Genomic DNA, 17,736 nt, shown 5'->3' with positions numbered 1-17,736 from the left:
CGAATCGTCTTGCGCGGCAGCATGATCATTCTGCACGGTCCGCCCGACTTGCGGGTTGCCAGGGGTTGCACCGGTCAACCCCTGGAACCGAGGGCGCGTGAGCTACCGCGCGGTAGCAGAGCCGACGGCTCCCAGATGCCCGTCGGGGCGGACGATCACCCAGGTGCCCTCGGCCGCATGATAGGAGCGGTGCGCGTGACCGTCGACGTCGGTGAACACGACATCGTTCAGCGTGGTTCCGCCCCCTTCGGAAGTGAGAACGGCCTGGCCGGAGCCGGTGTCGGGGTGGACGATTCGTACGGTTCTGAGGTCGGTCGCGGGGGAGCGGCCCGGATCCGCGGTCGTGTCCGGACCGAACAGCAGCAAGGTGGCGTGCGGACCGCGGAACAGGTCGAACAACCCGACGCTCTTGCCGTTCGCGTCGCGCAGCGGTGCGTCCGGTGCGCGATCCCCGGTTCGCAGCCCTTCCGAATCGTCGCCGGGTTCGCGATAGCTGATGTCGAGCTGATGCGTGCCTTCACGATCCATGGCATCGGGGTCGCCCTTGACCGTTTTGTCGAGCAGATCCGAACTGAGGCCGAGGATCCGCGCGGCCACGGCCCGCCGCTCGCTCTCGTAGCTGTCGAGCAGCGCCTCGCTCGCGGCGCCCGGATCGCGCAGTGCGGCTTCGAGTTTCCAGCCGAGGTTGTAGGCGTCCTGGACGCCGGTATTGAGCCCTTGCCCGCCGGTCGGCGGATGCACGTGCGCGGCGTCCCCGGCGAGGAACACCCGCCCGTCCCGATACCGGTGCGCGAGTCGGACATTCGGCCGCCACACCGTCGACCACGTCAGGTCGCTGAGCCGGATGTCGTCGCGGCGCGAACGGCGCGTGATGTGCTCCTGCAGCACGTCGAGCCCGGTCCCGGAGTCGGTGCCGAGTCCCGTGGCGAACTGGAACTTTCGACCACCGGGCAGCGGCATCAGCGCGATCCCGTCCATGGGCGCGGCCGAGTCGGCGAACCAGTACCCGACCGAGTGGTCGAGGACATCCGCGCACACATCCCCGAGCAGCAGGCGGATCGACTCGTCGGTGCTGCCCTCGAACGCGATCCCGAGCGCCTTGCGTACCGTGCTGCGTCCACCGTCCGCGCCCACCAGATAGTCGGCCCGCACCCGCTCGGTCGCACCGTCGCGGTGCAGCGTCACGCTCACCCCGTCCGGGTCCGCGCTGAAATCGACCAGCGCCGTACCGGATTCGACCCGGACGCCGAATTCCGCGAGTCGTTCGCGCAGCACCCGCTCGGTGTCGGCCTGGGCCAGCACCCATGGATTCGGGTGCGGCACATCGGAGGTGGGTTCGCGCCAGGCGCTCATCCGCCGCTCCATCACGAACTCCCCGTCCAGATGCACGAGCAACGGCGCCTGCGGCGCGCCCTGGGCGAGCACGGCGTCGAGCACCCCGAGGTCGTCGAAGACCTCGAGCGTGCGCGGCTGCAGACCGTCCCCGCGTGACCCCGCGAAGAACTGCCCGGCCTGATCGACGATGCGCACCCCGATACCGCGACGCGCCAGGTCGATGGCGAGTGTCAGCCCGGTCGGACCGGCTCCCACAACGATGACCTGCGGATTCATGTCAACTCCAATACTGAATCAATATTCACTGAACTGAGATTCAGTATTCTGGGTGGTACGTTCCGCTGTCAAGGAGGTGGATGGTGGCAGCACGTCGCAGTGAGAGGTCGGCCGAGACCGAGCAGGCGCTCAAGGCCGCAGCCCGGCAGGTCTTCGCCGAGCGCGGCTACCTGAACACCAAGATCGTCGACATCACCGCCGCCGCGGGCCGGGCGGCGGGCTCGTTCTACAACCACTTCGCGAGCAAGGAAGAACTGCTCCAGGCGCTGTTGAAAGACCTCGCCGACGAGAGCGACATCGACGCCGCGGACCCCGCGCACACCGCCGACTTCACCGACCCGGCCTCGGTGCGCTTCCATATCGCGAGCTACTGGTCCGCGGCGCGCAAGCACTGGCCGGTGCTGCGCGCGATGCAGCAGGCCGCCCTGGTCAACGAGGAATTCGCCGCTATCGCAGCACGTTTCGCGACCGAGCAGCGCGACGCGCTGGCCGACCACTTCGATACTTTCGCCCCCGCGGGCCTGCGCCTACCCGGCCCGGTCGACGCCAGCCTCGCGATGATGTTCCTGGCGGCGACGGGCCTGCTGCAGGCGGTCGAGGACGGCAGCCTGGAGCTCACCGACGAGCAGGCCGTGGACGCCCTCACCCGATTCGTCTACCGCGGCCTCACCGGCCGCGACGTGGACTGAGGAAAACCTCAGGGCACCAACACGATCGAACCCGTCGTGCGGCGGCCTTCCAGATCCTGGTGCGCCTGTTCGGCGTCGGCCAGCGCATAGCTGCCCCCGACCCGCACGCGCAGTGCTCCGTCGGCGATGGCGTTCATGATATCGCCTGCGCGCCACAGCAATTCGTCCCGATCGCGGGTGTAGTGCACCAATGTCGGCCGGGTCACGAACAGCGAACCCAGTGGATTGAGCCGCTGCAGATCGAACGGCGGCACCGGCCCGCTCGCCCCGCCGAACAGCGCCACCATGCCCCGTACCCGGGTGGCGGCCAGGCTGGCTTCGAAGGTGGACGCGCCGACCCCGTCATAGGCCGCGGCGACGCCCGCGCCGCCGGTGAGTTCGCGGGCCCGCGCCGCGATGTCGTCGTCGTAGCGCAGCACCTCCGCGGCCCCGGCCTCGCGCGAGAGCTTCTCCTTGTCGTCGGTGGACACCGTGGTGATCACCCGCACTCCGCGCGCGCTGAGCAGCTGCGTCAGGATCAGCCCCACCCCGCCCGCGCCGGCGTGCACCAGCACCGTCTCGCCCGGCAGCGGCTTGTAGATCGACTCGATCAGATAGTGCGCCGTCATGCCCTGCAGCAGCGCGGACGCCGCCACCGGCGCGTCCACCCCGTCGGGCACCGGAATCGCCACGGCCGCAGGCACGACCACCTGCTCGGCGTAACTGCCCGGCGCGGCCGCCCACGCCACCCGGTCCCCGACCCGGAAGCCGCTCACCCCGTCCCCGACCGCGGTGATCACACCGCTGCCCTCGGCGCCCGGAATGTAGGGCACCGCCTGCGGGTACCGGCCGGTCCGAATGTAGGTGTCGATGAAGTTGATTCCGATGGCCTGCGTCCGCACCAGCAGCTGCCCGGCCCCCACCTGCGGGTCCGGCACCTCCACATACCGCAGGACCTCGGGACCGCCGTGCTCGGAAACCTGGATGGCGCGCATGCCGACCAGTCTGACACCGCCCCCGAACCGGGGTGCGCCGCGCCTCACCGAGTGTGAGATACGCGGCGGTCCATGGACGGTGAATTACCGGTGGGTAAACTGCGACACATGAGCGCTACCGCCGCCCCGGCATCCGAGAAGCTGTCGCCGTCCGTCGTGGATTCCGTCAAGGGATTCGTCGCCGAGCACGGCGGTTCCGCCACCGCGGTGCTGCAGCCCATCGGCCGCATCGGCGTCCGTGTCACCCTGGTCGGCGCCGACGGCGTCCTGGGCGACCGCGTCGTCGGTTCCCTGGAGTCCGCCAAGTCTCTGGTGGACACCGTCGACGGCCTGACCGAGGCCGACGAGTGGGACCGCGAGCTGATCTCCAAGGTGACCCCCGCGAAGGGCCACTGGGCCAAGATGGCAGGCTGGGTCGCGCGTCAGAAGCGATTCCCCAAGGCGCGCAACGAGAAATGACCGCGCCCGCAGCAGGCGGGGGCGGAAAGGACCGGAACGACGTGTCTGGGCGGGTGACCAAGCAGGCGCAGTTGCGTTCGGCCCTCACCACCCTGTGCGCCACTCTGCGTCCCGGTGAGATGTTGCCCAGCGAGCGTCAGCTCTGCGACGACTACCGCGTCAGCCGCATGACGGTGCGCGAAGTGCTGGGCCAGCTCGAATCCGAGGGCGTCATCACCCGCGTCCCCGGCAAGGGCACCTTCGTGGCCGAGCGGGTCGCCCGCTCCCGGCTGCACATGGCCTCGTTCACCGACGACATGCGCCGGCTGGGCCGCACCCCCGGCACCGTGGTGCTGCGCACCGATTACGCGGTGCCGCCCGCGGCCTCGGCGAGCGCGCTGGGTCTGGCCCCGAATGTGAAGGCCTATCACCTGGTTCGGCTGCGCCTGGCCGACGGTTTGCCCATGTCGATCGACGACGGCTGGTACCGGGTCGATCTGCTGCCGGATCTGCTGGATCACGAACTGACGCAGTCGCTGTACGCGCTGCTGTCGCGCGAGTACGACTGCCCCATCGACCGCGCCGAGCAGAGCGTGCGCGCGGTGGCCGCCGACGAGCGGCACGCGGGCTGGCTGGGCACCGAAACCGGTTCGCCGCTCCTGGCTTTCGATCGGATCTCCTACTCGCGTGACCGGGCCGTGGAGCACGCGCAGTCGTGGTATCGCGCGGATCGGTACCAGGTGTACATGACCGTGTCGGCCGAGGACGTCTGACCGCTCCCGAAAACGATTGAGCCGCCGCCCCATTCGGGACGGCGGCTCGTGTCGTTTCCGCGATCACATGGTGATTTCCGCGGTCACATGGTGAACAGGACCGCACCCGTGGCGATCGGTCCGGTGGCCGTCGAATGCGTCGAGCCGGGGGTGGAGTCCATGACCACCACCGGCACCGCGGCGCTCAGCCCCAGGCGGCGAATCGCGTTGGGGGAGAAGGTGATCAGTGGATCACCCGCCTCGATCTGATCGCCCTCGGCGGCCTTCAGCTCGAACAGGTCCGCCTTGCCGACGGTGTCGATGCCGACGTGCAGCAGTACGCCGGCGCCGTCGGCGGTGACGATGACCGCGGCGTGCGGGTGCAGTTTCACGATCGAGCCGGCGACCGGGGCGACCACCGTGACGGCGGCATCGGTGTCGGGTGGTTCGATGGCCGCGCCCGCGCCGACCATCTCGGCGGAGAAGACCGGATCGGGGACCTCGGACAGGGGGATGGCGTTGCCGTCGAGCGGCGCGAGAATCACTGTGCTCATGGCGGTCAGATCATGTCGTTGATGTCTTCGGCGAGCGCGTCGGCGGTCGGGCCGACGACGACCTGCACCGCGTCGCCCATCTTCACCACGCCGTGCGCGCCGGCGGCCTTGAGCGCCTTGTCGTCGACCTTGCCGGGGTCCTTGACCTCGACGCGCAGGCGCGTGATGCAGCCTTCGACCTCGACGATATTGTCCGCGCCGCCCAGGCCCGCGACGATCTGATTCGCTTTCGACATATTTCCTCCGTGCGTGTCGAGTAGACAAAGCTGGTTATAACCAGTATATCTCTGGTTATAACCAGTGACGCTAGTTGAACTGAGGACTCGCCATGGCCGAAGCCGCCGCCGAGAGCTCCCGCAAGAAGCTCGATTTATCCGGACTGCAGAAGCTCGGCCGTAGCTTGATGCTGCCGATTGCCACGCTACCCGCCGCAGGCCTGCTGTTGCGGCTCGGACAAGACGATATGCTCGGCCGTTTCTCGCCCCTGCATTCGTTCGCCGCGGTCCTCGCGGGCGCGGGCGGCACCCTGATCGACAACCTTCCACTGCTGTTCGCGGTCGGTATCGCGATCGGCTGGGCGAAGAAGTCCGACGGTTCCACCGCGCTCGCCGCGGTGGTCGGCTACCTCGCTTTCACCGGTGTCCTCAAGGCCATGTCGCCGGTGGTGCTGGATGGTAGCTGTGGTCCGGTGCTCGGCTGGTTGTTCCGTGCGGCGCACTGGGATTGCCCGGTCGTGGCCGACATCGCCACCGCCAAGGCGTCGCAGTTGGTGAACTTCGGTGTGCTGGGCGGCATCGTGATGGGCCTGACCGCGGCCTCGCTGTGGTCGCGCTTCCATCGCACCCAGCTGCCCGACTACCTGGGCTTCTTCTCCGGCCGCCGCCTGGTGCCGATCCTGACCGCGTGCGCCGCGGTGGTCATCGGCGTGCTGATGTCGTTCATCTACCCCGCCTTCAATGCCGCGCTCACGTGGCTGGGCACCACCGTCGCCGACAACTCGGTCGTGGGTGGCGGCGTGTTCGGGTTCGCCAACCGCATGCTGCTGCCGCTGGGCCTGCACCACATCATCAACTCGGTGGTGTGGTTCGTGATCGGCGACTACCACGGCACGCACGGCGACATCCCGCGCTTCCTGGCCGGCGACCCCTCGGCCGGCACCTTCATGACCGGCTTCTTCCCGATCATGATGTTCGGCCTGCCCGCCGCGGCCATCGCCATCTGGCGCCACGCCCGCCCGGAGCACCGCAAGATGATCGGCGGCATCATGCTGTCCACCGGTCTGACCGCGTTCCTCACCGGAATCACCGAGCCGCTGGAGTTCTCGTTCATCTTCGTGGCGTGGCCGCTGCTGCTGATCCACGCCATCTTCACCGGCTCCTCGCTGGCGCTGACCAACGCGCTGGGCATCCACGACGGATTCACCTTCTCGGCCGGCGCCATCGACTACCTGTTGAACTTCGGCAAGGCCACCCATCCGCTGCTGCTGATCCCGATCGGACTCGGTTACGCGGCGCTGTACTACGTCACCTTCAGCTTCATCATCAAACGCTGGAACCTGGCGACACCCGGCCGGGAACCCGACGAGTCCGAGATCGAGAAGGAGAACATCGCAGCATGATCACCCGAACCGCAGTAGTCGCCTCGAAGACCGGACTGCATGCGCGGCCCGCTGCCCTGTTCGCCAAAGCCGCCGGGGAAGCCGGTGTGCCCGTGCAGATCTCGAAGGCCGGCAAGGATCCCGTCGCCGCCAACTCGCTGCTGCAGATCATGACCCTGGGCGCCGAACAGGGCGACACCGTCACCCTGCACGCCGAGGACGGGGCCGAGGCCGCCCTCGATAGACTGGTCTCGATGCTGGAGACAGATCTTGACGCATGAGGTGCGCGGCGTCGCCGCCGCTCCCGGGATCGCGGTCGGATCGGTGAAGTGGCTGGCCGCCGCGCCCGTCACCAGCCCGGACGACGTACCCGGGAGTGACGTCGAGGCCGAAATCGCCCGCGCGGAGACCGCATTCGAGACCGTCGCCGGGCGGTACTCGGCGCAGGCGCTCGATGCCACCGGGCCCGCGGCCGACATCCTGTTCATGACCTCGGCGCTGGCCGCCGATCCGGCGCTGCTGGATCAGGTGCGCGCCGAGATCCGCGGCGGGACGCCCACCGCGCACGCGGTCACCCGGGCCGTCACGCACTTCGGCGAGCAGCTGACCGCGCTCGGCGGCCTGATGGCCGAACGCGCCTCGGACCTGCGGGACGTGGGCCAGCGCGTGGTGGCCGAACTGCTGGGCGTCGATCCGCCGGGAATCCCGGACAGCGCAACGCCTTTCGTGCTGGCCGCGCACGACCTCGCTCCCGCCGACACCGCCTCGCTGGAGCCGGAGCGGGTGATCGGCCTGCTCACCGTGGCGGGCGGACCCACCTCGCACACCGCGATTCTGGCCAAGGCGCTGGGCATTCCGGCCGTGGTCGCGGCACCTGAGGCGGTCACGATCGCCGAGGGGACCGAGATCGTGCTCGACGGCACCTCCGGGGTGATCGAACTCGAACCCACCGCCGCCCGGCGCGAGGAAGTCCTGGCGCTGCGCGCCCGGCAGGCGGCAGCGCCGACCGGGCCGGGCCGCACCTCCGACGGCCACGCCGTGCCGCTGCTGGCCAATATCGGCTCGGCCGCCGACGCGCGGCTGGCGGTCGAACTGGGCGCCGAAGGCGTCGGCCTGTTCCGGACCGAATTCCTGTTCCTGGACCGGAAATCGGCGCCAACCGTGGCCGAGCAGACCGAGCGATACGCCGAGATCTTCCGCATCATGGGCGACCGGCCGGTCATCGTCCGCACCCTCGACGCCGGATCCGACAAGCCGCTGCCCTACCTCGCCCTGCCGGACGAGGAGAACCCGGCGCTGGGTGTGCGTGGACTTCGATTGAGCAGCGTCGATGAGGGGACACTGCTCGATCAGCTGACGGCCGTCGAGGCCGCGGTCAAGGAGACCGGGACCCCGGTCAAGGTCATGGCTCCGATGGTCGCGACAGTGGAGGAGGCGGCCTACTTCGCCGCCCGCGCCCGCGCCGCCGGGCTCTCGACGCCCGGCATCATGATCGAGATCCCCGCTGCCGCGCTGCGCTCGGAGTATCTGGGCGCCGAGGTCGAATTCTTCTCGATCGGCACCAATGACCTCTCGCAGTACCTGTTCGGCGCGGACCGCATGTCCTCGGCGGTCGCGGCACTGCACGATCCGTGGCAACCGGCGCTGGCCGCGACCATCGCCACGGCTGTGACCGGGGCCGCGAAGCAGGGCGTCAAGGTCGGTGTGTGCGGTGAATCCGCGTCCAATCCCGAATTCGCGTGTGTGCTGGTGGGTCTCGGGGTCGAGACGCTGTCGATGGCGCCACGCTCGATCGCCGGGGTGCGCGCCAAGCTGACAGAGGTCAGCAGAGCGCAGTGTGAAGCCGCTGCGGCGGCGGTCGTTTCGGCGCGGACCGCCGAGGACGCCCTCCGGGCCGCCCGCGCCGCCCTGGGGGCGGATACGTGAGGACCACCCTGCGCGGCCGGGTCGTCACCCTCACCGAGGTGGGCGACCTCGCCGACGGAGTGGTGTCGTTCGACGGACCGCGGCTCGACTATGTCGGCCCGGCAGCGGGATTCGACGGCGAACTGCCGCCGCCGGCCGCTGAGCCGCCGATCATTCTGCCCGGTCTCATCGACGTGCACTGCCACGGCGGCGGCGGATTCGGGTTCCCCGAAACCGATGCCGAAGGCGTGGCCGCCGCCGCGAACTACCACCGCCGCCGCGGCACCACCACCCTGATCGCCTCGCTGGTCTCGGCCACCGAAGCCGAACTGCGCGACCGCATCAAGGTGCTCGGCGCTGCCGTCGACGAGGGACTGCTGGCGGGCATCCACCTGGAGGGCCCGTTCATCAGCGAGCACCGCTGCGGGGCCCACGACCCGCAGCGGATCCTGCCCGGCGACCCCGCACTGCTGGAACGTCTCATCGACTACGCGGGCGGACGCATCGTGTCGGTGACCGTGGCCCCGGAAACCGCGAACTTCGATGCCCTCGCCGACGTGCTCGCCGACGCGAATGTGATTCTCTCCCTGGGACACACCGTCGCCGACTACGAACGGTCCGTGCACGCCATGCGCCGCGGCTGGCGGGTATCGATCACCCACCTGTTCAATGCCATGCCCGAGCTGGCGCACCGCGACGCCAACTTCCTGACCGCCGCCATGGCAGCCGCCGGCCGCGGCGACGTGATCGCGGAGGTCATCGGCGACGGCGTGCACCTGGCCGACGGCACCGTCCGCATGGTCTTCGACACCATCGGTCCCGCCAACCTGGCCCTCATCACCGACTCGATGGCCGCCGCCGGGCAGCCGGACGGCCGCTACCAGCTCGGCAGCCTCGACGTCGTCGTGCACGACGGCGTCTCGCGCATCTACGACCCGGACGGCGAGGGCGCCATCGCGGGCGGCACCGCCACCGCGTCGGAAGTCCTGCGCCGCACTGTTTTCCAGGCCGGGGTCGATCTGACCGCGGCCGCGACCGCCGCCTGCGCCACTCCGGCCAGGCTCCTCGGTCGGTCCGGCGAGATCGGCGCGCTGTCCACGGGGATGCGCGCCGACATCCTGATCGCCGACCACCATCTCACCCCCGTGACCGTGTACAAGGACGGAGCCCCATGGAACTCGTGATCACCGACAACGCGGCCGAGGCCGGAGTACTGGCGGGCCGCATCATGGCCGACCACGTGCGCCGGGGAGCTCGCGCCATCGGACTGGCCACGGGGTCCTCACCGCTGGGCGCGTACCGGGAGCTCATCCGGCAGCACCGGGAGGAAGGCCTGAGTTTCGCCGGGGTGCAGGCGTTCCTGCTCGACGAGTACATCGGCCTGCCTCCGGGACACCCTCAGTCCTACCGGCAGTTCATCCGCGACGAGTTCACCGCGCACGTCGACTTCGCCGATGCCGACGTGCATTGCCCCGACGGCAATGCCGCCGACATCCCGGCCGCCGCGGCCGTCTACGAGCGCGCCATCGCCGAGAGCGGACCCATCGCGGTGCAGATCCTGGGGATCGGCGCCAACGGTCACCTCGGCTTCAACGAGCCGGGCTCGTCGTTGCGCTCGCGCACCCGCGTGAAGACGCTGACCCCGAAGACCCGTGAGGACAATGCCCGTTTCTTCGACGACGATCTCACCCAGGTGCCCACGCACGTGCTGACGCAGGGCCTCGGAACCATCAGCGACGCCGGGCATCTGCTGATGGTCGCGACCGGCGAGGGCAAGGCCGAGGCGGTCGCCGCCGCCGTGGAAGGCCCGGTGTCGGCGTTCTGCCCGGCGTCGATCCTGCAGATGCATCCGCACGTCACCGTGATCGTCGACCCGGCGGCCGCCGCGAACCTGAAAGCGGTCGACTACTACCGCTTCGCGGTCGCGAACAAGCCCGCCTGGCAGAGCTTCTGACCGCTACGCACCCTGGTGGAGCGCGGCGAACGGAGCCATGTCGAAGTAGTCGCGCCACGCCGCGATCCGCCCGTCGCGCACCTCGAACACCCCCGTCACGGGCAGCTCGATCTTGTTGTCGCCCAGGCTGAATCGGTCGGTGCGCTCGTTCAGCACGACATTGCCGGTCACGGCCTGGTGGTGCACGGTGAACTCGATGCCGCCGAAGGCCCCGATGAACCCGCGCAGGAACTCCAGAATGGCGGCCTTGCCGACGAAGGGCTGCATCGGAATGTTGTGGTAGACGGCGTCCTCGGTGAAGAACTCGGCAATCGATTCCGGTGTGCCGGTGAGCCATTCGGCGCACAGCGCGGTGACGACCTCGGCGGGGGACAGGGTGGCGTACTCGTTGCTCACAGCGGTGGGAGACCTTTCCTGCGGGTGACCTGAAGGACAGGAGCAAAACTTCCGGGACGCCGGGAGGGTGTCAAGAGTGGTCTCGCTGTGAGACTTTCGTCCTTGGCCGTCTCGGCGGTCAGTCCGCCACGGTCGCGCCCAGAACGGCCGTCACCATGCTGTGCACCGCGTCGGGCGTCGGCCGCGGCGCAGCGCGGTCCGCGAAGATCAGGTGCCCCGAGCCGATCAGCGTGCGAGCCAGCAGCGCGGTGTCGGCACCGGCGGTGATGCGCCCGATCCGCGCCTCCTCGGCGAGGTATATGGCGATGGATTCCGTCGCCTCGGTCAAGAGTGGAATCCCGTTCGGGCGACGCTCGCGCAGGCGGGCCCGCAGCGCGTCCCGGTAGATGACCAGGCTGACGACGGCCACCGCGACGGTCTCGAACACCCCGGCCAACGCTTCGCCGAGATTGTCCGCGACGGTCCCGCTCCCGGCCTTGTCTCGCAAGTCCGCGCCCAGCCGCTCGACCCGGACGACGCGATCCTCGACCAGTTCGGCGAGGAATCCGTCGAAGTCGGCGAAATGCCGGTGCAGCACCCCTTTCGCGCACCCCGCCTCGGCGGTCACCGAGCGGCTCGTCAGCCCGCTGGGCCCGTCCCGCAACAGAATTCGCTCGGCCGCGTCGAACAGCTGCTCGCGTGCGTCTCGAATGGCGACCCCGGTGGGCACCTGTGCTCTCCTTCATGTCGATCCACCCACGGGCCCTTGCCGAGTGGGCGAGTGCCCACTTAAAGTGGGCGCATGGTCACTCTACCGTCCGCAGGGTCGGAATCCGCCGATCAGAGTCCCCATCGACACCGGCAGGTCGCCGAATCCTTCGGTGTCGACACCGCCCGCTACGATCGCACCCGCCCGCCCTATCCCGTCGCCCTGATCGAGGCCGTCCTTGCCGCGAGCCCGGGAAATCAGGTGCTCGACGTCGGCTGCGGGACCGGTATCGAGGCCCGCCAATTCCGCGACGCCGGCTGCGTGGTGCTCGGGGTGGAGCCGGACCCGCGCATGGCGGCCTTCGCCCGTGACACCGGAATCGATGTCGAAACAGGCACTTTCGAGCAGTGGGATCCAGCCGGGCGCAGCTTCGACGCGGTCATCTCCGGAACCGCGTGGCACTGGATCGATCCCGTCGCGGGCGCGGCACAGGCGGCGCGGGTGTTGCGGCCCCATGGCCGCCTGGCCGCGTTCTGGCATGTCCCGCAGATGCCCCCAGAGGTGGTCGCCCCGTTTGCCGCCGTGTTCCGGAAGTTTCTGCCGGACTCGCCGACCGCACTGGTAGCCGACCGCCCGGCCCTGGAGCTGTACCAGGCGATCATGACCACAGTCGCCGACGGAATTCGTGCCGCAGGCAGCTTCACCGAACCGGAGCAGTGGCGATTCGATTGGCGGCGCACCTATTCCCGCGCGGAATGGCTCGACCAGATCCCCACCCATGGCTCGCTCACCCAGGCGTCGCCGAAGGTCCTCGCGGCCGTCACCGACGGTATCGGCGCGGCCATCGACGAGCTGGGTGGCGCCTTCACCATCGATTACGCCACCATGGCCGTGACGGCGTCCCGGTCGGTCGGTTGACGGGGCGGCCGGTGTCGTCGACACCCCGCTTCGGTGCCCGCTGCGTCGGCGGGCGAACCACGCCCTGCGCGCCGATAATGAACCCGTGACCGAGCGCGCAGCGAGCCGCACCGCCGTCCTGGTCTGTCAGGGCCGGGCAGTCGCGGACGGAAGATTGGGAATCGGGCGATTCTCGGACCCCGTGGCGGTCGCCCTGCTCAGCGACAGCGAGCGCGAAATGGTCGACCTCGTTCGATCGGGTGCGGTCCCGAAGTCCTTCGGCCTCCGCATGGAATACGAATTGCTCTCCGCCACCGCCGAAGTCCTCGCGGTCCGCACCATCGCCATCGACGACGCGATCCGCGCCGCCGCCAACCCTCAGCTGGTCATCCTCGGCGCGGGCCTCGACGCCCGAGCCTGGCGCATGCCCGAGCTGTCGGCCACCACCGTCTTCGAAGTCGATCACCCGGCCTCGCAGGCCGAGAAACGCGACCGCCTGGGCGACCGCCGACCTGTGGCCGACATCCACTTCGTCCCGGTCGATTTCGCCGAAGACTCCGTGACCGCAACCCTCGCCGCGGCCGGCCACGACGACTCCCGCCCCACCACCTGGATCTGGGAGGGCGTCGTCCCTTACCTGACTCCTGCTGAGGTAGCCGAAACCCTGTCGGCCCTCGTCACCCGCAGCGCTCCCGCCCGCCGCCTGGTCCTCACTTATCCCACCCCCAACCGCACCTACAACTACGGCCGCAAAGCCATGCAACTCCTGCTCACCGTCTCCGGCCGTCCCAACCCGATGGCCCGAGAACCCCAGCGCTCCAGCTGGACCCCTGACGCTCTGGCCGCGCTCCTCGCCGATCACGCCTTCACCGTCACCGCCGACCGCACCCTTCACTCCCTGGCCGACGCAGCCGATATCGAACCGGCCCACCGCTCCCTCCGTGCCGACGGTCACCTCCTCATCGCCGACCGCACCGCTTAGCATTCAGGACATGCGCCGTGGCAACTGTTTTCGTGTCCTGGTGGTCCTGGCCGTGCTGGGCAGTACCAGCGGATGTATCGGCGCGGTGGACCGCGCGGATTTCGAGGACCAGATCCGAACCCGCGGAGGCGGATTGGTCAGTGCCCTGCCGCAGGCCGCGATCGCCGCACTGACCCAGCGCATCGGCGCCGCTGACCCGGACGTGAACGTCATCCTTCTTACGGCGCCGAACTCCACAGAGTTCCGCTTCGTCCTCAACAACCAGCCCGCCCAGGTGACCAGATTCTTCGCGGACCGCGATTTCACCGCCCGCGAACCGACTGTCCGCCTGCGTGTCCGGCCACCAGGCCAGCCCCGCGTGCTCGACGACTACTCCTTCACCCTCGACGACCTGAGCGCCCCGCACCCCGCCCGCGTCTCCGCCGCCGACGACCTGGACGGCGAGAACTTCACGATCAGCGAGGTCCCCGGCCTCTCGCACATCGAAGACATAGTCGACACCGCCCGCACCCGCGCCGAAATCCCCGGCGGCCAGGTCACCGCCATCATCGTGACCCGTTTCGGCCGCGACATCCGCATAGTCGCCAACGTCGTCTCCGCCCGCTCGGAGGTGGTCGCAGAGTTCGACCGCACCGGCGCCTTCCTCCGAGCCCAGCAGGTCTAACCCATGCCCCGTGTCATTCCAGCCCTCTCGACCGGCCTGATCGTCGGCGCCTTCAGCATCATCCTCCCCGTCGCCATCTGGCCCGGCGAAGCGAAACTGACCGCCCCCCTGTTCTGCTCACCCCCGGCCACCCAACCCCTGGTCGTCTCCGACACCTTCCACGACTCCGAAGGCACCTCCACCAACTACACCCTCTACTGCGTAGGCGACCACGGCACCCTGACCAACGAGGGCTTCGCCCTCCCCATGCTGGTCATGCTCACCGCCCACATCGTGATCATCACAGCCGTTGTGCTCCTGGCCGCAACACTCCGAACCAGGCGGAAGCCCGAGATCGTCGACCACACCTGAGCCCCTAGGAAATTCGACCGCGGGCAGCCTCTCGGTTGTCCGGATCTTCGCTCGTGTCGGCGGCGGTTCGGGCAAGCCTTTCGCGCACTCCGGGGACCGACAGGTCCACGTGCACGATCGCGATCCCACGAGTCTCGTCCTCGCAATCGTCGAGATATTCGATCGCCCGCCCACGGGGGAAGTCGGCGGAGAGCCGGCTCAATGCCCGCGCGCATCGTTTACGCAGATAGGAGTAGACGGTGCTGTCGGCGATCGCCTCGACAGCTGGAACGGCCGGCCGGTGATCCAACCGCTCGAGTGCGGCGACCAGGTCGCACTGCTGATAGATGAACCGAGGCCCTTCGGCTCCGGTCGCCACGAGGAACTCCAACAGCCTCACCGCATCCGACTGTTCGGCCAGATCGGTGAGCATACTCAGCGCGAGGCCACCGACCTCGTGATGCAGCCCGGCATTCGCCCGAGCCCACGCCAGCGCCCGAGGCGACCGGAGCCGCGACAGCTGCCGCCGTACAGCGATCCGGGTCGCCAGTGGAAGCGACTCGTCCGTCAGTATCGTTTCAGCGACCTCGAAAAGCACTGTCTCCCAAACCTCATCGTCGAAATCGGCAGTAGCGTCGCGATGAATGAGTCCGGATTCCGTGGCAACGTGAAGGATTCGCTCGCGGTCGGCCGCATCACATACCGCACGCCCGCCAAGACCGGTCCGCGACGGTGGTTCGACATGGAAGGCGCGCTGGTCCTCGATACCCCGGCGGACCAGCCGCTCGAGCACGTCGACGAGCAGCCCCGCATCCGCATCGTCCGACGGATCGACGGGACCTGTGTACGCGGCACGCAAGTGTCGCAGATCGATTCCGAGATCGGCCACCAACGCCGAGTACAGCCACGCACGGTGTTCGACCTGGTGGTCCCATCGCGGATCGTGAACGATGCAGTCGATCACGCACTCCGCGGCCGCCTCAGGCGCTGCCGCCGCAGCTGCGCGCGCTGCTCCCCGCCCCCGCTGGATCAGGCCGAGAAGTGAATCGGGTTCCGCCCAAGTCGGTTCCATGATCGGGGTTGGGTCTGCGTTCGCGGATTCCGGCACGACGGGAACCTAGAGGTCGGAGGTGGGCGGTGGCCAGTGGTTATCGGAGGATTCGGGCAGCGTAAGGGTGGAGTTCCAGCGCGACTGACCGATCAGAACGGCGGGTTCAGGTTGCGGGTGAAGACGATTCGGGGCTGACCCGGGCCGTTGTAGTCCTCGACGAGCCGGGTGACGAAGCCGAGGGCTTTGTGGAAGTTGATCGACGTGTGGTTGGTGGGCGTCGTGATGGCTTTGAGGTCGGTGGCGCCCAACGGGCGTGCGGCGGTGGCGAAAGCGGAGTACAGGCGGCGGCCCAGGCCGGTGCCCCGAGTGTCGTCGCGCGTGGCGATGAGATGGGCGTAGGCGACGTGATCGGGGGTGACGAAACCGATTATGTAGCCGTGGATTTCGTTGCCGGTGGTGGCGACCAGGCAGGTTTGGGGGAATTCGTGGATGAGGGTGGGCAGGTGGAAGGCACGTAGGTCACGGGTGCCCCAGAAGCGGGCGTGGTCATCGAGTACTTCGCGCAGGTGCCGCATAGTCGCGGGGCCGATCGATTCGTGCGGTTCTCGAGATTCGGTCACTCGGTGATGCTGGCATCTTCCGATGTGGCCGTCAGGCGATGCCGAGGATCTCGACGGACCATCCAGCAGCCCCGTCGGAATCCTCGGGGCCGTATGCCTTCGTGGATGCCACCGGCGGCAGCCAGGTCAGCCTCCGCGGGCCGGACGCGGGCCGGATCACCCAGCCGCGCTTCGGCTCCCACTTCAATCCGTGCCCCTTCGCCGTGCCGGGAATCAGGAGTCGCGCGGAGACGGTCGCCGCGGCCACACGGTCGCCGAGTCGCCTTCCGCCCGCGGCTACTTGGGCACCAGCCGGGATGTGATCTATTTCGCCGTATCGCTTCATTCCGTCCTCACTTGCAGTCCTGGGCGCTGATCGCCGGGAGCTGGCTGAAATCGGTGAACGTGAAGTCCGACGACTGCAGGCTACCCTCCACGTGGACCAGGCCGCGGAAGACTCCGGCGCGGCATTCGGCCGCCGCGCGGACCGTCAGGCGCGGGGAGGGGATTTCCTTCGAGGTTCGCGCCCTCTGGGTGATCCAGCTGCCATCCGTGTCGCGGCGTTGCAGTTGTAGCGTCAGGTCATGACGGGCGGGCGGAACGATGCAGTCGACCAGCACCTCGATATAGATGATCGGCCCCGACACCTTGGGGTGGCTATCGGGTTGGGGCTGCCACGTGAGTCCGCACGACTTGTCTTCGGCCAGCTCGACGGCACCACCCGCCTGCCCGGTCGTGGTCAGGAGGAACGCCATGAGCACGGTGGCGACCAGGGCGAGCGAGCGAATCAACTTGTACAACATGCGTTTTCCTCCATTCAGATTGGTTCCGTCGCAACAGGCGGTTCGCGGGTCCGCAATCCAGCGCGGGCCTACTGCCTCGACCTCCCCGCGGGCCGTACTCGATTGCGACGACCGAGAGCGGCTCGGTGTCGATCACGGTGGCGATCAGGCCCGCCGCCTCGAGCGCGGCGAGGTCGCGGCGCGCCGCCTCGATCAGGTCGCCCGCCGTGATGGGCGGCTCCACCCGGCCGCCGGGCGAGATCGGGGACCAGGATCCGTCCTCGTAGCTGACCCACCCGGCGGGCCGGTCTTCATCCAGCAGGGCTAGGACGTCCTCGATGAACATCGGATGGCCTAGGCGGTGGTGGAGCGGGTGCGGGGCGTCGTGCTCCCAGGCGATACCGTGATCACGGCCGCCATCGCGAGCAGCTCGACGGGAATCGCGTGGTCGTCGAAGTGCTTGATGCTCGGCACGATCACGGCGTCTACGCGGAGGCGGTCGACCACGACGCGCAGGCGATGCTGACGGTCCTCGGTGCGGTCGTTGAACACGACGATTTTGCGCAGGTCGTATCCGGTTCGCTTTGCTGCGTCGCGGATCCGCAACTCGTCACGGACATGGTTCAGTCCGGAGACGTCGCTCCGCAGGAACCCCACGGCGGACGGCATCAGATTCATGGTCACCACCCCCGGCTGATCGGGACGTAGGTCCGCGGCGGTTCGGCGGCCAGTCTGGCCTGGATATCGGCGACGGTGAGTTCGGGTTTCGTGCGCGTGGCGACCGTGACGACGGCGAACAGCAGTGGCGCAAACAGAGTTGCGGTGAGGATGATGAGCATGTCGGGTGTTCTCCTGCTCCCTGGAACGAGGTTT

Annotated in this window: 24 protein-coding genes; 12 read left to right on the top strand and 12 right to left on the bottom strand. The window is 68.7% G+C overall.

Going from position 1 to position 17,736, the window contains the following annotated elements; all coding sequences use genetic code 11:
* Nucleotides 1-102: 102 nt before the first annotated feature.
* Entirely contained in the window at nt 103-1,611 is a 1,509-nt protein-coding gene (locus ACYVKL_RS06885) for an FAD-dependent monooxygenase (RefSeq protein ID WP_379169259.1), read from the bottom strand.
* A gap of 80 nt (nt 1,612-1,691) precedes the next feature.
* On the opposite strand from ACYVKL_RS06885, the gene ACYVKL_RS06880 reads away from it, so the two are divergent.
* On the top strand, nt 1,692-2,300 hold the full coding sequence (locus ACYVKL_RS06880; protein ID WP_379169257.1) for a TetR/AcrR family transcriptional regulator: 609 nt from the start codon (nt 1,692-1,694) through the stop codon (nt 2,298-2,300).
* An 8-nt stretch (nt 2,301-2,308) separates the two neighbouring features.
* Here the strand turns inward: ACYVKL_RS06880 and ACYVKL_RS06875 are convergent, their stop codons facing one another.
* Nucleotides 2,309-3,274 carry a quinone oxidoreductase family protein gene (locus tag ACYVKL_RS06875; protein ID WP_379169255.1) on the bottom strand — a complete coding sequence of 322 codons (966 nt, stop codon included), beginning with the start codon at nt 3,272-3,274 and terminating at the stop codon, nt 2,309-2,311.
* Nucleotides 3,275-3,382: 108 nt separating this feature from the next.
* On the opposite strand from ACYVKL_RS06875, the gene ACYVKL_RS06870 reads away from it, so the two are divergent.
* On the top strand, nt 3,383-3,733 hold the full coding sequence (locus ACYVKL_RS06870) for a hypothetical protein (protein ID WP_379169253.1): 351 nt from the start codon (nt 3,383-3,385) through the stop codon (nt 3,731-3,733).
* A gap of 41 nt (nt 3,734-3,774) precedes the next feature.
* Nucleotides 3,775-4,485 (top strand): GntR family transcriptional regulator, encoded by a 711-nt coding sequence (locus ACYVKL_RS06865; RefSeq protein WP_246597869.1) that lies wholly within the window; start codon nt 3,775-3,777, stop codon nt 4,483-4,485.
* A gap of 83 nt (nt 4,486-4,568) precedes the next feature.
* Here the strand turns inward: ACYVKL_RS06865 and ACYVKL_RS06860 are convergent, their stop codons facing one another.
* Both ACYVKL_RS06860 and ACYVKL_RS06855 read right to left on the bottom strand, forming a co-directional pair.
* Nucleotides 4,569-5,018 carry a PTS sugar transporter subunit IIA gene (locus ACYVKL_RS06860; protein ID WP_379169251.1) on the bottom strand — a complete coding sequence of 150 codons (450 nt, stop codon included), beginning with the start codon at nt 5,016-5,018 and terminating at the stop codon, nt 4,569-4,571.
* Between the two features lie 5 nt (nt 5,019-5,023).
* Complete coding sequence (locus tag ACYVKL_RS06855) at nt 5,024-5,254, bottom strand: PTS sugar transporter subunit IIB (protein WP_379169249.1); 231 nt, start codon at nt 5,252-5,254, stop codon at nt 5,024-5,026.
* 92 nt (nt 5,255-5,346) lie between these two features.
* Between ACYVKL_RS06855 and ACYVKL_RS06850 the strand changes: the two genes are divergently transcribed.
* The 5 genes from ACYVKL_RS06850 to nagB are packed head-to-tail and all read left to right on the top strand — an operon-like array spanning nt 5,347 to nt 10,474.
* Nucleotides 5,347-6,636 (top strand): PTS transporter subunit EIIC, encoded by a 1,290-nt coding sequence (locus ACYVKL_RS06850; RefSeq protein WP_379169247.1) that lies wholly within the window; start codon nt 5,347-5,349, stop codon nt 6,634-6,636.
* On the top strand, nt 6,633-6,896 hold the full coding sequence (locus tag ACYVKL_RS06845) for an HPr family phosphocarrier protein (protein WP_379169245.1): 264 nt from the start codon (nt 6,633-6,635) through the stop codon (nt 6,894-6,896). Before ACYVKL_RS06850 ends, ACYVKL_RS06845 begins: the two co-directional genes overlap by 4 nt.
* Nucleotides 6,886-8,541, top strand: a complete 1,656-nt coding sequence (gene ptsP / locus ACYVKL_RS06840; protein ID WP_379169243.1) for a phosphoenolpyruvate--protein phosphotransferase — start codon at nt 6,886-6,888, stop codon at nt 8,539-8,541. Before ACYVKL_RS06845 ends, ptsP begins: the two co-directional genes overlap by 11 nt.
* On the top strand, nt 8,538-9,704 hold the full coding sequence (locus ACYVKL_RS06835; protein WP_379169241.1) for an N-acetylglucosamine-6-phosphate deacetylase: 1,167 nt from the start codon (nt 8,538-8,540) through the stop codon (nt 9,702-9,704). Before ptsP ends, ACYVKL_RS06835 begins: the two co-directional genes overlap by 4 nt.
* The gene (gene nagB, locus ACYVKL_RS06830; RefSeq protein WP_379169239.1) at nt 9,692-10,474 is read left to right on the top strand and encodes a glucosamine-6-phosphate deaminase; all 783 of its coding nucleotides are present in this window, start codon (nt 9,692-9,694) and stop codon (nt 10,472-10,474) included. Before ACYVKL_RS06835 ends, nagB begins: the two co-directional genes overlap by 13 nt.
* A gap of 3 nt (nt 10,475-10,477) precedes the next feature.
* On the opposite strand, the gene ACYVKL_RS06825 is transcribed toward nagB, so the two are convergent.
* Nucleotides 10,478-10,849, bottom strand: coding sequence for a limonene-1,2-epoxide hydrolase family protein (locus tag ACYVKL_RS06825; RefSeq protein WP_379169855.1), 372 nt, complete (start codon nt 10,847-10,849; stop codon nt 10,478-10,480).
* A gap of 139 nt (nt 10,850-10,988) precedes the next feature.
* Nucleotides 10,989-11,579, bottom strand: a complete 591-nt coding sequence (locus ACYVKL_RS06820; RefSeq protein ID WP_379169237.1) for a TetR/AcrR family transcriptional regulator — start codon at nt 11,577-11,579, stop codon at nt 10,989-10,991.
* Between the two features lie 72 nt (nt 11,580-11,651).
* Between ACYVKL_RS06820 and ACYVKL_RS06815 the strand changes: the two genes are divergently transcribed.
* The 4 genes from ACYVKL_RS06815 (at nt 11,652) to ACYVKL_RS06800 (ending at nt 14,452) form a co-directional block, all read left to right on the top strand.
* Nucleotides 11,652-12,476 (top strand): class I SAM-dependent methyltransferase, encoded by an 825-nt coding sequence (locus tag ACYVKL_RS06815; RefSeq protein ID WP_379169235.1) that lies wholly within the window; start codon nt 11,652-11,654, stop codon nt 12,474-12,476.
* A gap of 85 nt (nt 12,477-12,561) precedes the next feature.
* The gene (locus ACYVKL_RS06810) at nt 12,562-13,437 is read left to right on the top strand and encodes a class I SAM-dependent methyltransferase (protein WP_379169233.1); all 876 of its coding nucleotides are present in this window, start codon (nt 12,562-12,564) and stop codon (nt 13,435-13,437) included.
* A gap of 10 nt (nt 13,438-13,447) precedes the next feature.
* Nucleotides 13,448-14,101 (top strand): hypothetical protein, encoded by a 654-nt coding sequence (locus ACYVKL_RS06805; protein ID WP_379169231.1) that lies wholly within the window; start codon nt 13,448-13,450, stop codon nt 14,099-14,101.
* A gap of 3 nt (nt 14,102-14,104) precedes the next feature.
* Nucleotides 14,105-14,452, top strand: coding sequence for a hypothetical protein (locus ACYVKL_RS06800; protein ID WP_379169229.1), 348 nt, complete (start codon nt 14,105-14,107; stop codon nt 14,450-14,452).
* Between the two features lie 4 nt (nt 14,453-14,456).
* On the opposite strand, the gene ACYVKL_RS06795 is transcribed toward ACYVKL_RS06800, so the two are convergent.
* The 6 genes from ACYVKL_RS06795 to ACYVKL_RS06770 all read right to left on the bottom strand — a co-directional run bounded on the left by ACYVKL_RS06795 (nt 14,457) and on the right by ACYVKL_RS06770 (nt 17,702).
* The gene (locus tag ACYVKL_RS06795; RefSeq protein ID WP_379169227.1) at nt 14,457-15,539 is read right to left on the bottom strand and encodes a hypothetical protein; all 1,083 of its coding nucleotides are present in this window, start codon (nt 15,537-15,539) and stop codon (nt 14,457-14,459) included.
* Nucleotides 15,540-15,631: 92 nt separating this feature from the next.
* Complete coding sequence (locus ACYVKL_RS06790) at nt 15,632-16,102, bottom strand: GNAT family N-acetyltransferase (RefSeq protein WP_379169225.1); 471 nt, start codon at nt 16,100-16,102, stop codon at nt 15,632-15,634.
* A gap of 31 nt (nt 16,103-16,133) precedes the next feature.
* Nucleotides 16,134-16,427, bottom strand: a complete 294-nt coding sequence (locus tag ACYVKL_RS06785) for a hypothetical protein (protein WP_379169223.1) — start codon at nt 16,425-16,427, stop codon at nt 16,134-16,136.
* Between the two features lie 7 nt (nt 16,428-16,434).
* Entirely contained in the window at nt 16,435-16,884 is a 450-nt protein-coding gene (locus ACYVKL_RS06780; RefSeq protein WP_379169221.1) for a hypothetical protein, read from the bottom strand.
* Nucleotides 16,885-17,217: 333 nt separating this feature from the next.
* Nucleotides 17,218-17,541 carry a hypothetical protein gene (locus ACYVKL_RS06775; RefSeq protein WP_379169219.1) on the bottom strand — a complete coding sequence of 108 codons (324 nt, stop codon included), beginning with the start codon at nt 17,539-17,541 and terminating at the stop codon, nt 17,218-17,220.
* Nucleotides 17,542-17,543: 2 nt separating this feature from the next.
* Nucleotides 17,544-17,702, bottom strand: coding sequence for a hypothetical protein (locus ACYVKL_RS06770; protein WP_213556151.1), 159 nt, complete (start codon nt 17,700-17,702; stop codon nt 17,544-17,546).
* Nucleotides 17,703-17,736 lie beyond the last annotated feature (34 nt).

This window comes from Nocardia tengchongensis, from assembly GCF_054781395.1.
The sequence above is the reverse complement of the archived record's forward strand: the minus strand, read 5'-3'. Positions and strand labels throughout refer to the sequence as shown.

What these genes read in the sequence shown, in the direction of transcription:
- ACYVKL_RS06885 (WP_379169259.1), bottom strand. Translation starts at nt 1,611, where the DNA reads ATGAATCCGCAGGTCATCGTTGTGGGAGCCGGTCCGACCGGGCTGACA.
- ACYVKL_RS06880 (WP_379169257.1), top strand. Translation starts at nt 1,692, where the DNA reads ATGGTGGCAGCACGTCGCAGTGAGAGGTCGGCCGAGACCGAGCAGGCG.
- ACYVKL_RS06875 (WP_379169255.1), bottom strand. Translation starts at nt 3,274, where the DNA reads ATGCGCGCCATCCAGGTTTCCGAGCACGGCGGTCCCGAGGTCCTGCGG.
- ACYVKL_RS06870 (WP_379169253.1), top strand. Translation starts at nt 3,383, where the DNA reads ATGAGCGCTACCGCCGCCCCGGCATCCGAGAAGCTGTCGCCGTCCGTC.
- ACYVKL_RS06860 (WP_379169251.1), bottom strand. Translation starts at nt 5,018, where the DNA reads ATGAGCACAGTGATTCTCGCGCCGCTCGACGGCAACGCCATCCCCCTG.
- ACYVKL_RS06855 (WP_379169249.1), bottom strand. Translation starts at nt 5,254, where the DNA reads ATGTCGAAAGCGAATCAGATCGTCGCGGGCCTGGGCGGCGCGGACAAT.
- ACYVKL_RS06850 (WP_379169247.1), top strand. Translation starts at nt 5,347, where the DNA reads ATGGCCGAAGCCGCCGCCGAGAGCTCCCGCAAGAAGCTCGATTTATCC.
- ACYVKL_RS06845 (WP_379169245.1), top strand. Translation starts at nt 6,633, where the DNA reads ATGATCACCCGAACCGCAGTAGTCGCCTCGAAGACCGGACTGCATGCG.
- nagB (WP_379169239.1), top strand. Translation starts at nt 9,692, where the DNA reads ATGGAACTCGTGATCACCGACAACGCGGCCGAGGCCGGAGTACTGGCG.
- ACYVKL_RS06815 (WP_379169235.1), top strand. Translation starts at nt 11,652, where the DNA reads ATGGTCACTCTACCGTCCGCAGGGTCGGAATCCGCCGATCAGAGTCCC.
- ACYVKL_RS06805 (WP_379169231.1), top strand. Translation starts at nt 13,448, where the DNA reads ATGCGCCGTGGCAACTGTTTTCGTGTCCTGGTGGTCCTGGCCGTGCTG.
- ACYVKL_RS06800 (WP_379169229.1), top strand. Translation starts at nt 14,105, where the DNA reads ATGCCCCGTGTCATTCCAGCCCTCTCGACCGGCCTGATCGTCGGCGCC.
- ACYVKL_RS06785 (WP_379169223.1), bottom strand. Translation starts at nt 16,427, where the DNA reads ATGAAGCGATACGGCGAAATAGATCACATCCCGGCTGGTGCCCAAGTA.
- ACYVKL_RS06780 (WP_379169221.1), bottom strand. Translation starts at nt 16,884, where the DNA reads ATGTTGTACAAGTTGATTCGCTCGCTCGCCCTGGTCGCCACCGTGCTC.
- ACYVKL_RS06775 (WP_379169219.1), bottom strand. Translation starts at nt 17,541, where the DNA reads ATGAATCTGATGCCGTCCGCCGTGGGGTTCCTGCGGAGCGACGTCTCC.
- ACYVKL_RS06770 (WP_213556151.1), bottom strand. Translation starts at nt 17,702, where the DNA reads ATGCTCATCATCCTCACCGCAACTCTGTTTGCGCCACTGCTGTTCGCC.